The sequence below is a fragment of the Parasutterella sp. genome, from assembly GCF_057870745.1.
Genome location: NZ_DBMALT010000005.1, coordinates 66,021 through 79,680 on the forward strand (window position 1 = coordinate 66,021; position 13,660 = coordinate 79,680).

The following is a 13,660-nucleotide window of genomic DNA, read 5'->3' on the forward strand; positions in this document are numbered from 1 at the left end:
CTTGCTTCGGACCATTGGCGAAACGGTTTGCCTCGGTACTGCAGCTTAGGCCAAAAACAACAAATCCCAAGGCTCCGAATACTCAGAATTCCTTGGGATATTTTTTGCATATGTCGGTCTCAATTACGGGATAAGGATGACACGGTAATCGTTGATGTTGGTCCTTGTGGGGCCGGTATCAAGCAAATCACCGAGTTTGCCGAAGAATTCCTCTGCATTATGTTCCTCAAGGTACTGCTGAGGATCTAAGCCCAATTCTTCGGCTCTAGCCATGCTGTCGGGACGCAGAATTGCACCGGCGGCCTCTCCGTTCCCGTCCACACCGTCGGTGTCTGTAGCCATGGCGTAGATAGGCTCACACTTGAGTTCCTGAGCAAGCGCCAGCAGGAACTCTGAGCACGGGCCGCCCTTACCGATGCGTCGGCCGGTCAGCGTTACCGTGCACTCTCCGCCGGATAAAAGCACCACCGGTTTGCGGCGCGGCTTGGAGAGTTCGAGACGAACTTTGCGGGCAACCTGCTGAGCAACCGCTTTTGCTTCACCGGTAATACCGTCGCCGATAATAACCGGACGCATGCCTTTCTCCTTAAAGAAAGCTGCTGCGACTTGCAGACCTTTGAAAGAGTTCGCAATGATCTTATTTTTGACGCCGCGCATTCTCGGATCACCGATTTTAGGAGTCTCGGGAATAATGCCGCGAGCACCGTTGCGCAGGTGATTCAAAATCGAGGGAGGAGCTTCGACATGCGCCTGGCTCAGATACCACAGAGCATCGGCATAAGTGGAGAAGTCTTCGGCACATGGTCCGGAGGCGATATCGGAGGGATTGTCGCCGACGGTGTCCGAAATAATCAGAGAAAGGACTTCGGCACCTTTAGCGCGGGCAGCCAATGCGAGCTGACCGCCTTTCACCTGTGAAACGTGTTTGCGGACAGCATTGATATGGTCGATGGAAGTGCCGGACTTCAGCAAATCCTCCGTCACCTTCCGAATATCTTCAATGGTGACGCCTTCGACAGGAAGAGAAAGAAGACTGGAGCCGCCACCCGAAATCAAGGCAAGCAGCAAGCTGCCCTCTTTCAGATGGTCGAGCTGATCCATCATCTTCTGCGTTGCTTCCAAGTTTGATTTGTCCGGAATCGGATGAGAAGCCTCAAGTACCTGGATCTTATGAGTCTCCTCCGAATGGCCGTGGCGCGTGATCACCACGCCCGTTAAATCTTTTTCCGGCCAAGCCTGCTCCACCGCTGCAGCCATACTGGCGGCAGCCTTTCCTGCACCGACGACAACTACATCTCCTTGGAAGGTTGAAGGGATATGAGGCGGCACAACCTTATGAGGATCTGCGGCATCAATTGCTACATAGAAGGACTCTACGAGGAGCTCTTCAAAACGGTCTTTTTCTTTAGTCAAGGGAACCTCTGCTTTATCATTCTTAGTTTCCTAGATATCGGGCGGTTTTACTAGCGGGGATTTCTATTAATTCTTCCGGCGTTCCTTCAAAAAGGATTGTTCCTCCGTCCTCTCCGCCGCCCGGACCCATATCAATAATCCAATCGGCCGCTCGGATAACATCCAAGTTGTGCTCGATAATCAATAACGTATTCCCCGCATCCTGCAGTTTCTTAAACACCGACAGCAACATCGAAACGTCGTGAAAATGCAATCCGGTCGTCGGCTCATCAAGTACGTACAGTGTTTTCCCCGTTCCCCTCTTGGAAAGTTCATGCGCCAGTTTCACGCGCTGAGCCTCTCCGCCGGAGAGCGTTGTCGCACTTTGTCCTAACTTGATATAACCAAGTCCGACATCTGCGAGGGTCCGCAGTTTTCTCGCAACTGCCGGAACTGCCGAGAAGACCTCCAAGGCTTCATCTACGGTCAGATCCAGCACTTCCGCAATATTTCTTCCTTTGTATTCAACTTCCAACGTTTCACGATTGTAGCGGGTACCACCGCAAACGTCACATGGAACATACATGTCAGGTAAAAAGTTCATTTCGACTTTTACCAGACCTTCGCCTTCGCAGGCCTCACATCGACCGCCTTTGACATTAAAGGAGAAACGTCCTGACCCGTATCCCCTCTCTCTCGCAATCGGAGTTTCCGCAAATAAATCACGAATACCCGCAAGAACGCCGGTATAGGTTGCAGGGTTGGAACGAGGCGTCCGTCCGATGGGACTCTGGTCTACAGCGATGACTTTATCGAAAAACTGGAGACCCGACACTGATTTGTAGGGACAAGGCTGAGTTTGCGCACGGTTCAGAGCATGAGCGGCGATGTTGTAAATTGTCTGGTTCACTAAGGTCGACTTGCCCGAGCCGGACACGCCTGTCACAACGGTCATAAGACTTACGGGCACGGAAACATCTACATTCTTCAGGTTATGGCCCGAAGCGCCTTTGACCTCCAAGAACCGGCCGTCCGGTTTCTTTCGCTCCGTATTTTGGCGAACTTTAAGCCTGCCGCTGAGGTAAGCTCCCGTCAGGGAATTGGGATCGGCTTCGATTTCTTTCGGCGTCCCCGCAGCAATGACTTCTCCGCCGTGCACGCCGGCAGCCGGGCCCATGTCCACAACGTAGTCGGCAGCTCGGATGGTGTCCTCGTCATGCTCTACAACAACCACACTGTTGCCGAGATCTCTCAGCGTTTTCAGCGTGTGAATCAGCTTATCGTTATCACTTTGATGGAGACCGATAGAAGGCTCGTCGAGTACATAAATAACTCCGCTCAGTCTCGAACCGATTTGACCGGCCAATCGAATTCTTTGCGCTTCACCGCCGGAAAGTGTGTCTGCCCGTCGATCCAAGGTGAGATAGCTCAGCCCCACATCAATTAAAAACTTCAGACGAAACAGGATTTCGTCGATGAGCTTTTTACCGATATCCAGAGACGCGCCTTCGAGCTTGAGCGTTCGGAAATAAGTCTCTGCCTTGTCCAACGGAAGCGCCGAAATATCCTGAATGGCTTTTTTGTGCTCTCCCGAACCGATGTAAGTGCTGCGTGCAGCCTCATTAAGTCGGGCGCCGCGACAAGCAGGACAAGTCTGAAGCGAACGCCATTTTTCAAGATCGGCTTTCACTGCAGAACTTTCAGTTGTCTCAAAACGCCGATTCGACATCGGAATAATGCCTTCGAAGGGCTGCTCGCGAGTGATCTTCTCTCCCTTCGGACTGCAAAAGGTCAGCGATATCTTGTCCTTGGTGCCGTACAAAACCATTTCCTGCGCCTCAGGACTCAGTTTTTCCCAAGGCTCATCCAATGAAATATGCTTTGCTTTAGATAAATCCTGAAGCAGCGTGAAGTTGTACGGCTGCGTGCAGCTCCAGCCCTGTATCGCACCGCTTCTTAGGGAGAGCTCGGGAAATTCAACTACTTTATTGATATCCCAGCCGTCGACCTCTCCCATGCCGTTGCAAGTCGGACAACTGCCGGTTGGACTGTTAAATGAGAAAAGTTTAGGCTCGAGCTTGGGAACCGAGTATCCGCAGTAAGGACAGGCATATCGGTCGGAAAAGACTTCTTCTTCATTGTCATCCATATCAAATGCGATGACCTTTCCGTCCGACAGTCTCAAGGCCGCTTCCGCGCCTTCAGCAATACGCTGACGCGAATCTTCTTTGACCCTTAGACGATCAACAACAATATCTAAGGTATGAGCGCCCTCTTCGAGTTTCGGCAGCTCATCAATCGTCACAATTTCGCCGTCAATGCGGAAACGTGTGTAGCCCCGTGCCTGCAAGTCCTCTAACAAAGAGGCGACATTTGAATTTCTGCCCTTTGAAACCGGTGCAATCAGCAGGGTTCGCTTGCCCTGATATTTCAGAAGAATCTTATCGGCAATTTCAGAAACCGGGAGTGCTTTCAGAGGAATATCGTGGTTCGGACAATACGGCACGCCGATGCGGGCAAATAGCAATCGGAGGTAATCATTGATTTCCGTGATCGTTCCTACCGTCGAGCGAGGATTATGACTCGCGCCTTTCTGTTCGATTGAAATGGCGGGAGAAAGCCCTTCGATAAGATCTACGTCCGGCTTTTCCATCAGCTCAAGAAACTGACGGGCATATGAGGAAAGACTCTCGACGTAGCGCCGCTGTCCTTCGGCATAGAGCGTGTCAAATGCTAAGGAACTCTTTCCGGAACCGGAAACGCCGGTAAGGACCACAAGACGGTCCTTGGGAATATCGATATCGATATTCTTTAGGTTATGTGTTCGCGCTCCGCGGATTCGGATTTCTGACATCGGTTTTTCCTTTTGTGTGAGCATATTAGCTAAATTCTTCATGGCTTTCACCTTTACCCACCCGTGGAGCCAACTTTAACGAATACCGCGGAATTCCCTATGGGTGAACGCGAGGATAGATGGCGGTCGAACCGGTGAGGTTCGCGTGATAGGAGCATCTGGTAAGGCGTACCGGTTCCTCACAATCTTCGCGCACGTGAGTGCAGGAGAGTTCATCCTCGTCTGCTCCGTTCGTTTTTCTTCCGGATCGTTAAAATGTGCGGCTCGGTCGGAAAATCAGCCGGCCGCATCTTTTATCTCTTCAAAAGGAAAATCATGGCCTCTGTGAACAAAGTCATCCTTCTCGGTACGCTCGGACGCGATCCTGAAGTCCGTTTCTCTGCTAATCAGCTTCCTATCGCATCTTTAAGTCTGGCGACGTCTTCTTTTAGACGCTCCGCAGAAAGTCAGGACAGAATTGAAGAGACCGAATGGCATCGAGTGACATTGTTCGGACGTCAGGCCGAAATCGCTCAACAGTATCTCCGAAAAGGTTCCCGCGCTTACATCGAGGGGCGGCTCCGCACTAGAAAATATGAAAAAGACGGACAAACGCATTACGTCACTGAAATCGTTGCAGAACAGCTGCAGCTGATTGACCGCCGCCAGGATTCTCCCGCCGACGGAAACTTCTCTGACGGAAATTCCGGTTACGCTCCGAGCAGAAGCGCTTCACGCAGCAGCGGATATTCCTCCGGAAACCAGTATGCTTCTCAGCCTAAAACTCAGAACGCGTTCGACGACGAAGAACCTCCGTTCTAATCTTGATTTCAAGCCGCTTTTCTGCGGCTTTTTTACAGTTTTGTGTTTTTATTTCCGAAGGTTGTCGTTAGAATGAAACGATCAACATGAGGAAGAATTAACAATGGCTTCTGTAAATAAAGTAATTATTCTCGGCAATCTCGGCCGGGATCCTGAAACCCGTTTTTCCGGAAACAACCTTCAAATCACTTCGATGAGCGTCGCTACGACCTCTTATCGCAGAAGTGCAGAAACTCAGGAGCGCGTAGAAGAAACGGAATGGCACCGTGTGGTCCTTTTCGGTCGCCAGGCTGAAATCGCTCAGCAGTATCTGAAGAAAGGCTCTCGCGTTTATCTGGAAGGCCGCCTTCGCACTCGCAAATGGGAAAAAGACGGACAGACACACTATTCCACCGAAATCTTGGCTGATACGCTGCAGCTGATCGACAGAAAATCCGACGTAGTCGGAGGCGGTCAAAGCTACGCGCCGCAAAGCAGCGGTGACGGTTTTGAATCTCCGGCCGCTCCGCGCCGCTCTGAATTTACTTCCGGCGCCCCGGCCGCACGTCCTGCAGCGCCTGCTCAGCCGGCAGCTCCGGTTCCTTCGGCCGCGCCGACGGATGATTTTGAAGCAGACGAAATTCCGTTCTAACAAGACCACATATGGTTAAGCCGCCCGCGGGCGGCTTTCTCTTTGTCCGGAGAACAGCTATTCGTGGCGAACGGCCTCGATCGGATCGAGCTGAGCCGCTCTGCGGGCCGGAAAGTAACCGAAAATAATTCCGATAAACGCGGCAAAGCAGAATGCCAGCACGTTGATGCCGGGACTGAAAATAAAAGGCACGCCCATGAAGTGCGTCAGCAAAACAGAAGCGCCGAAAGCCAAGATAACTCCGAGCAGGCCTCCGAAGCAGGCGAGCATGATGGATTCCACAAGGAACTGAAGCAGCACTTCCCGCTCGGTCGCGCCGATCGCCAAACGCACACCGATTTCTTTTGTGCGCTCCGTCACACTTACCAGCATGATGTTCATAATGCCGATGCCACCGACCAAAAGACTGACCGCTGCCACGGCACCGAGAAGCATCGTCAGCACCTGCGTAGTTTTGGAAATCGTTTCAATCAGCTCCGAGGTGTCAAGAATATTGAAGTTGTCCATCTCAGAACTCGACAAAGAGCGTCTTTCTCGCAGAAGAAGCCGAGAACTCTCTTTGACGCGTTCAATATCACTGCCGGGTTCCACCGCCACGGTAATCAGAGGAATGCGAACATTTCCGCTGATGCGGCGCTGGAAAGTGTTCAAAGGAATAATGACAACATCGTCTTTGTCCATTCCCATGCCGGACTGGCCTTTTTGTTCAAGCTCGCCGATGATTTGGCAGGAGAAGCCTTTGACGCGTAGCAGTTTGCCCAAAGCATCGTGGTTTTCAAAGAGCTCTTTTTTAACCGTCTGTCCGATGACGCAGACCGCACTTCCGGCCCTAAGCTCAGACTGCTCAAAATTTCTGCCTTCCTGAATCGTCAGATTATTGATGGAAAAATAGTCGTTGGTCGTTCCGATCACGGAGGTCGACCAGTTCTTACCGTTTGCCACGACGACTTGAGTGGATGTGCGCGAAGGCGCTACCGCTTTGATACCGGCGATTTGTGTCGCCAAGGCTTCCGCATCCGATTCTTTGAAAGACGGCGCACCGACAGACTGCCCCGGACCCAACCTTTGGCCGGGACGAATCATCAGCGAGTCCGATCCCAATGAGGCAATCTGATCACGCACCTGCTGAGTCGCGCCGTTTCCGACGGTGACCATCGTAATCACTGCCGCCACGCCGATCACAATACCAAGCACGGTCAGAATCGACCGCATCGGATTTCGGAATATTTGTCTGAGCGCAAGAAGAAGAGCGTTGCCTAACATGGTTTGTTCTCCTGATCCGAAGCTACGGTACCGTCCACGAAGTGAACGATACGTTTCGCGTATTTGGCCATGTCAGGCTCATGTGTCACCAGTACAACCGTAATGCCTTCTTCATCGTTGAGTTTTTGGAGAAGCTTCATGATTTCAACGCTTCGATGCGAATCCAAACTTCCCGTTGGCTCATCTGCAAGGAGCAGTTTCGGATGCGTTACGATCGCTCGCGCGATGGCGACACGCTGCTGCTGACCTCCGGAAAGCTCGGCCGGCGTGTGGTCTTTCCACTGCGTCAGGCCGACCTTATCCAAAGCCTCCAGCGCCATTTCATGCCGGACTTTGGCAGGCTCTCCGCGGTAAAGCAACGGAAGCTCTACGTTTTCTATTGCACTCGTACGCGGCAGCAGATTAAATCCCTGAAACACGAAGCCCAAATATTGACGACGTAAGAGCGCGCGCTGATCCCGCGTAAAGTGTTCGACGTGGAAACCGTTGAATAAATACTGCCCGCGTGTCGGCGTATCCAAAGCACCGATGATGTTCATCGTCGTCGATTTTCCTGAGCCGCTCGGCCCCATAATCGCAACAAACTCTCCGGCATTGATGCTCAAATCCACATGATGAAGTGCATCGAATGCAGTCGGTCCCGTTCCGTACCGCTTGCCGATGCCGATTAACTGGACAAGCGGCTTATCTCCGGAGCTCATTATTTCGCTCCGCGTCTTTGGTCAACGATGACTTTATCGCCGGCAGAAAACTTGCCTTCGAGCACTTGGGTCATCTTACCGTCCGTAAAACCCACAACCAGCGGAACCGGCACGGCCTGACCGTCTTTCTCTATGTAAACTTCGGCCTTCTTTTGAGAAGCATTCGGGCTTGTCACAGAGCCGGCGCTCTTGCGCACGCTTCTTCTCATCGGAGGTCCGAAAACATTCATTGTCGGCTCCTTTGAGCCTGAAGAAACAGAAGGCCTAAATCTCAGGGCGGTATTGGGTACAAGCAGGGCGTCTTTTAAGGCAACGGTACGAATCGTTGCGGTCGCCGTCATTCCCGGGCGAAGCAGTAAGTCCGGATTTTTAACATCCAAGTAAGTGACGTAAGTCACTACGTTATCCGTTTTTGTCGATCCGAAAGCGACTTTTTTCAGCTCGGCCGGGAAGTTTCGGTCTGGATAGGCACTCACTGTGAAGCTGGCCTTCTGACCCGGTTTCACCGCTCCGACATCTGCCTCATCAACATTGACCTGCAGTTCGAGATCTTTGAGGTCGGTCGCAAGCTTCAAAAGTTCAACGGCTTGAAGCGAAGCCGCCACTGCATAGCCCGGCTCAACGGAACGGGCTAAAACAACGCCGTCAATCGGAGAAATGATATGTGTCTTGGACAAGTCGCTTTCTGCAGACTTCAGCGCCTGCTCACTATCCATGATTTTTGCCTGAGCACTTTGAACAGAGGCCTGAGCTTTGGCAACCAAAGCCTCCTGAGCATCAATTTCAGTCTTACTCGGACTCTTGCCGCCGGAAAGACGTCTGACTTCCTGCAGACGCGAGAGTTTGGCCTTGGCCTCTTTCAGCGTTGCCTGGGATTCCGCCAATGTAGCCTTAGAAAGATCTAGGCTTGCTTTGGCTCGCTCTACCGAAGCTTTCAGTTTGGTGTCGTCAAGCTCGATCAGTACTTCGCCTTTTTTGACCTGGTCGTTCACGTCGACATTGACCTTACGGACAATACCGGAAAGTTCACTGCCCAGTGATACGGTACGGATCGGATTGATCGTTCCGTTAGCAGAAACTTCAACCGTGAGATTCCCTTTCGTCAGAGGCTGTGTGACGAAACCGACTTGTCCCTGGCTGCCTCTGAAGAAAAAGTAGTAAACGGCAAAGAGGATGCCTAAGAAGACGAGAAGAACGAGCCAAACGCTGCCTCGTTTGTAGAACGGCTTAACCTTGTCTGCTCCCAGCAGCCCTTCAATATCCGTTTTCTGCGCTTTGGTTGTATTTGTATTATCGGTCATTATTCTTAAACTCCTGAGGAACAGTCCATCCCCCGCCCAACGCGATATAGAGATCAATGTAGCCTTGGGCGATTTCAGCCTCCGCACTCGCCAAAGATTCCTGAACGGTCAGCAGTGTTCTTTGGGTCGTCAGCACGACCGTAAAGTCCTGAAGACCGGCGCTGTAATTTTGCCGTGCGGCTGTCGCTGCGTTTCGTGCCGATTCCTCGGCAACAACCAATGATTTTTTACGAGTTTCCTGTGACCACACTTTGTTGAGTGCGTCTTCTACATCCTGAACGCCCGCGAGCAGACTCGCTTCATAGTCAATTTTGGCTTGGGCCGCCTGAGCATCGCGCTGCTCAACCTGGGCCATCAGAGACCCGGTGTTGAAGATCGGCAGCGTCAGCGAACCGAAGCCGTTCGAATTATGTGTACCCCATTCACCGAGCTGCCCCATGATAGGACCTGAAAGTCCGAAAGAGCCTCCGATTGAGAGACTCGGAAACAGGGCCGACTTAGCCTGTGCGTAACGCGCCAGTGCGCTCATCACTTTTGCCTCTGCCATACGCACCGCCGGGCGATTGCGAAGCGTCTCTCCGGGAATGCTGAGCGCAAGGTTTCGCGGCGGCTGAGGAATCGGAGCCGTCGAGGTCGGGTTAACTGCCTCAGGTGTGGTTCCGATGAGACGAGCGATCAAATTACGGTACTGCATGACCTGAGCGCGATACACGGGAATCGAGGCACGTGTCTGCTCAAAAGAAGTGCGCGCCTGATCGACGTCGGTCGATGGCACGAGTCCGGATAAGTAACGCCAATTGGCGATATCCAGTGCTTCCTGCTGAGTTTTGGCGTTTTCCTGAGCCACGTCCAGCCGCTTCTGGGCAAGCCTCATATTGACATAGGCACCGGCCACTTCAGCAGCGATTCGAGTCTGCACTCCTCCCAAACTCGCTTGAGAAGACAGGTAGTCGGAGAACGCCGCTTCAGAAGCAGCAAAACGACCGCCGGCATCGATTGTCCAGCTGACGTTCAGGCCGATAGAAAAGGTATTGGAACCATGGCCGAGAGAATGACTGCGGCTGGCTCGGTAGTTACCGTCCAGTGTCGGGAACAAGCCGGCATTAGCTACGGTCATCGAGGCTTGCGCATAACGAAGATTTTCCTGCGCGGATCGAACATCCGTATTGGCCGCCTGTGAGGCCGCAACTAAGCGAGCGATTTCCGGATCGCTCCAAGTTGACCACCATTCGGAGAGGTCGGCAGCCTTCGATGTTTCGAGGGCGGGACTGCCGCTCCACTGACTGGGAATTACTTTTTTATCCTGTTCGGTTATTTGGAATTGAGGGATGGATACACAGCCGCTCAAGGCCCCAAATAAGAGCGAGAGGACAAGACCGGTACTCTTTCTCATAGGGACTTCTTATATAAATTGTCTCATCCTCAAGTTTCTCAAAAACCCAAAAGTTTTCCCTTTTCAATTATTTAAGGTTTGAAATTAATTGTGTCTTTTGAGAACAAGTGCAACAACTCAAAATAATTTAGCAAGCATTAGTTAGCGAGCTTACGAAGTACCTCCGGAAGCAGGTATTCATTAGTCGCAACCGCTGATAAATCTTTAAGAGGATTGCCGCCTTTGGAGCTCACAAGCCTGGCTCCGCTGCCTTCGATAACCGGCACCAGTGCGGCAACGTCCCAGTAATTCAAATCCGGATCAATCATGATGTCCGCGCCGCCCGTGGCTACCGAGAAATATCCAAAACAGTCGCCCCACGTGCGATAGAGCTTAACTTCATCAATGAGGGACTGCATCTCTTTGCCGCCTTTCTGCTCCGGAGTCGTCCAATGCGATGTCACAACAAGAGTGGCGTCCGCAAGATTCTTTGTTTCTTTGCAGTGCACCTGACGCACTCGGCTGCCCGGCCCGTGCAAAACCGTCCGTTTTCCGTCTCCGATGAGCCAAACGCCGACATGCGGATGCGAAATCACGCCGAGCATCGGCTGAAATCCGTTGCCGTCATCGCGCTCTACGGCAATCAGCGTGCCGAAATGGAAAGCATTATGAATAAAAGCACGAGTTCCATCGATCGGATCCAAGATCCAGCGGTAGCGCGGGAAACCGTCCCCGGACGCCTCTTTGATCCCAAACTCCTCTCCGAAGATGCCGTGCGCAGGAAAATGCGCCTCAATCCATTCACGCATCACTTTTTCGGCACTGCGATCGGCAACTGTAACCGGAGTGTGATCTTTTTTGTCGAAAACTTCTGTCCCAGCCAAAAAACGAGGGAGAATCTCTTCATTAGCCAGAGAGATTAATTGCTCAATTGCCGGCTCAAAGAGCTTTAATTCCGCCTCGGAACAGCACGCGCAGTAGGATTGTTTTTTCTCAGCCATTTTTCAAGTTTCTCCCATCGTTTGATAAAGTCGCCTCTCGGCAAAAATCGGTCATTTGTCAAAATATTCTCGACAAAGACGATTGATTGTTCCACAATCAAAGGATACGTCAATTAATTTCATAAGAAAGGAAAAAGCATCATGCCTATTTTCTCAACCGAAAATCTCAGAACAGTTGCCTTGGTCGGCCATGGCGGTAGCGGAAAAACCACCTTGGCAGAAGGAATTCTTGCCAAAGCAGGCATGATCATTACATGCGGTTCTGTCGAACGCGGCACAACCGTCTGCGACTCCGACCCGCTCGAAAAAGCAGTTCAGCACTCTCTGCGCGCTGCCTGTACGCACTTCGAGGCAGACAACGCAAACGGACAGGAAGTTCGCGTACACATGATTGATACCCCGGGATACCCCGATTTCGTCGGTCAGGCCTTGGGTGCCCTCGACGCGGTTAAAACCGCCGCTATCGTAGTTGACGCCACTGCCGGCATTCAGCTGATGACGCGCCGCATGATGGATTGGGCCAAAGAGCGCAACCTCAACCGCATGATCATTGTCAACAAGATTGACGCAGAACACTTAGATTTGCCGCGTCTGGTTGAAGAGCTCAGAGAAGCCTTCGGCCAGGAAGTCATGCCGATTAACCTGCCCGCCAACAACGGCGCCCGTGTAATCGACTGCTTCTCCAAAGACGAAGGTGAAGCCGACTTCATGAGCGTACCCGAAGTCCATCGCGCTTTTATCGAACAGGTCGTGGAAGTCGACGACGCCGCTATGGAAAAATACCTTGAAGAAGGTGAAGCTGATCCGAGCACACTACACGCACCGCTGACACAAGCACTCCGCGAAGGCCACATCATCCCGATCTGCTTCGTCTCCGGCAAGACCGGCGCCGGTGTCGACGACCTCATCAACGTGATGGTCCGCCACCTCCCGAATCCGTCCGAAGCCAATGCTCCGCTCTTCACCGATGAAAACGGAAACGACGTCGAACTGAAGCCCGATCCTGACCTTCCTCTTGTTGCCCATGTCTTCAAGGTGGTTAATGACCCGTATGTCGGCAAGGTCGGTGTGTTCCGTATTCACCAGGGTACCCTGCGCCGTGACGATCAGCTGTTCGTCAACGACAACAAGAAGCCGATCAAAGTTTCTCACCCGATGATTCTTCAGGGCAAAGAAACCACGGAAGTCCGCGAACTGGTGCCGGGCGACATCGGTGTTATCGCCAAAGTCGACGAACTCGTGTTTGACAGCGTGATCCATGCTTCTCACGAGCACGACAACATCAAGATGAAACCGCTGAGCTTCCCGAAACCCATGTTCGGCTTAGCGATTTCTCCGGCTCGCCGCGGTGATGAAGGCCGTCTCTCCGACATCCTGCATAAGCTCCTGTCCGAAGATCCGACACTCGAACTTGAACACGACACCACCTTGAATGAAACGGTTCTTCGCGGTCTGAGCGCTCAGCACTTAAGAAGCGTTCTCGAAAGAATGGCTGCGCAGTTCAAGCTTGAAGTCAACACTCGTACACCTCGCATCCCGTACCGTGAAACCATTGCTCAGGGTGCTGAAGGTCACGCTCGCCACAAGAAGCAGACAGGCGGCGCCGGCCAGTTCGGTGAAGTCTATCTTCGCATTGAACCGCGTGAGCGCGGAGCCGGTTTCGAATTCGTTGACGAAGTCAAAGGCGGCGCAATTCCGTACAACTTCATCCCAGCTGTAGAAAAAGGTGTCCGTGACGCTTTGGATACAGGCTATGTTGCCGGTTATCCGATCCACGACGTTCGCGTTGTCGTCTATGACGGTAAGAGCCATCCGGTGGACTCCAAAGAAGTTGCTTTCGTCTCTGCCGGCAGAAAAGCCATGCTTGACGCCCTGTCCAAAGCTAAACCGACGATCCTTGAACCGATCGTTGACGTTGAGATCGTTGCTCCGGACAGCGCCATGGGCGACATCACGGGCGACCTCGCCAGCCGCAGAGGTCAGGTAACCGGTACCGCCAACATGGCCGGCGGCATGATGATCATCTCCGGCACGGTGCCTCTGTCCGAGCTAGACGGATATGCCGCCCGCCTGAACGCCATCACTCAGGGTGCCGGCAGCTACTCTATGGAACTGGCCGGATACGCTCCTGTTCCAATGCAGCGCCAGGTTGAGTTGGCCTCCAACTACCACAGAAAGGATGAAGACGAATAATCTCGTCTGACTGAATAAGTCTTTTCGGCCCGCGTTTTGCGGGCCTTTTCTCCCGTTTTCAATACCAGAATGACAAAGCGGAGGCTTTGAGCCCCCGCCAGTTCTAGAGTCTACGATTTTTTAATTTCTTAACTCGTTGTAGTAGAGCCGA

Annotated in this window: 10 protein-coding genes; 3 read left to right on the forward strand and 7 right to left on the reverse strand. The window is 52.4% G+C overall.

The annotated features are described in order from the left end of the window. Positions 1-123: 123 nt before the first annotated feature. Together ACZND6_RS02580 and uvrA are read right to left on the reverse strand one after the other, a co-directional pair. Positions 124-1,413: a glycerate kinase type-2 family protein gene (locus ACZND6_RS02580; protein WP_293737074.1), complete on the reverse strand. Its 1,290-nt coding sequence runs from the start codon at positions 1,411-1,413 to the stop codon at positions 124-126. 22 nt (positions 1,414-1,435) lie between these two features. After that, positions 1,436-4,246 (reverse strand): excinuclease ABC subunit UvrA, encoded by a 2,811-nt coding sequence (gene uvrA / locus ACZND6_RS02585; RefSeq protein ID WP_489524372.1) that lies wholly within the window; start codon positions 4,244-4,246, stop codon positions 1,436-1,438. Positions 4,247-4,561: 315 nt separating this feature from the next. On the opposite strand from uvrA, the gene ACZND6_RS02590 reads away from it, so the two are divergent. Both ACZND6_RS02590 and ACZND6_RS02595 read left to right on the forward strand, forming a co-directional pair. Further along, positions 4,562-5,047: a single-stranded DNA-binding protein gene (locus ACZND6_RS02590; protein WP_021868174.1), complete on the forward strand. Its 486-nt coding sequence runs from the start codon at positions 4,562-4,564 to the stop codon at positions 5,045-5,047. Positions 5,048-5,150: 103 nt separating this feature from the next. Next, entirely contained in the window at positions 5,151-5,678 is a 528-nt protein-coding gene (locus ACZND6_RS02595) for a single-stranded DNA-binding protein (RefSeq protein ID WP_008810199.1), read from the forward strand. Positions 5,679-5,735: 57 nt separating this feature from the next. On the opposite strand, the gene ACZND6_RS02600 is transcribed toward ACZND6_RS02595, so the two are convergent. From ACZND6_RS02600 to ACZND6_RS02620, 5 genes are all read right to left on the reverse strand, one after another. Continuing rightward, positions 5,736-6,941 (reverse strand): ABC transporter permease, encoded by a 1,206-nt coding sequence (locus ACZND6_RS02600; protein WP_008810200.1) that lies wholly within the window; start codon positions 6,939-6,941, stop codon positions 5,736-5,738. After that, positions 6,935-7,642 (reverse strand): ABC transporter ATP-binding protein, encoded by a 708-nt coding sequence (locus ACZND6_RS02605; protein WP_022100602.1) that lies wholly within the window; start codon positions 7,640-7,642, stop codon positions 6,935-6,937. Before ACZND6_RS02605 ends, ACZND6_RS02600 begins: the two co-directional genes overlap by 7 nt. Then, the gene (locus ACZND6_RS02610; RefSeq protein ID WP_293737076.1) at positions 7,642-8,943 is read right to left on the reverse strand and encodes an efflux RND transporter periplasmic adaptor subunit; all 1,302 of its coding nucleotides are present in this window, start codon (positions 8,941-8,943) and stop codon (positions 7,642-7,644) included. Before ACZND6_RS02610 ends, ACZND6_RS02605 begins: the two co-directional genes overlap by 1 nt. Continuing rightward, positions 8,933-10,336 (reverse strand): efflux transporter outer membrane subunit, encoded by a 1,404-nt coding sequence (locus ACZND6_RS02615; RefSeq protein ID WP_489524369.1) that lies wholly within the window; start codon positions 10,334-10,336, stop codon positions 8,933-8,935. Before ACZND6_RS02615 ends, ACZND6_RS02610 begins: the two co-directional genes overlap by 11 nt. A 137-nt stretch (positions 10,337-10,473) precedes the next feature. Beyond that, complete coding sequence (locus tag ACZND6_RS02620; RefSeq protein ID WP_370748181.1) at positions 10,474-11,316, reverse strand: inositol monophosphatase family protein; 843 nt, start codon at positions 11,314-11,316, stop codon at positions 10,474-10,476. A gap of 141 nt (positions 11,317-11,457) precedes the next feature. Here ACZND6_RS02620 and fusA point away from each other — a divergent pair, with 141 nt between their 5' ends. Continuing rightward, positions 11,458-13,509 carry an elongation factor G gene (gene fusA / locus ACZND6_RS02625; protein WP_489524370.1) on the forward strand — a complete coding sequence of 684 codons (2,052 nt, stop codon included), beginning with the start codon at positions 11,458-11,460 and terminating at the stop codon, positions 13,507-13,509. Positions 13,510-13,660 lie beyond the last annotated feature (151 nt).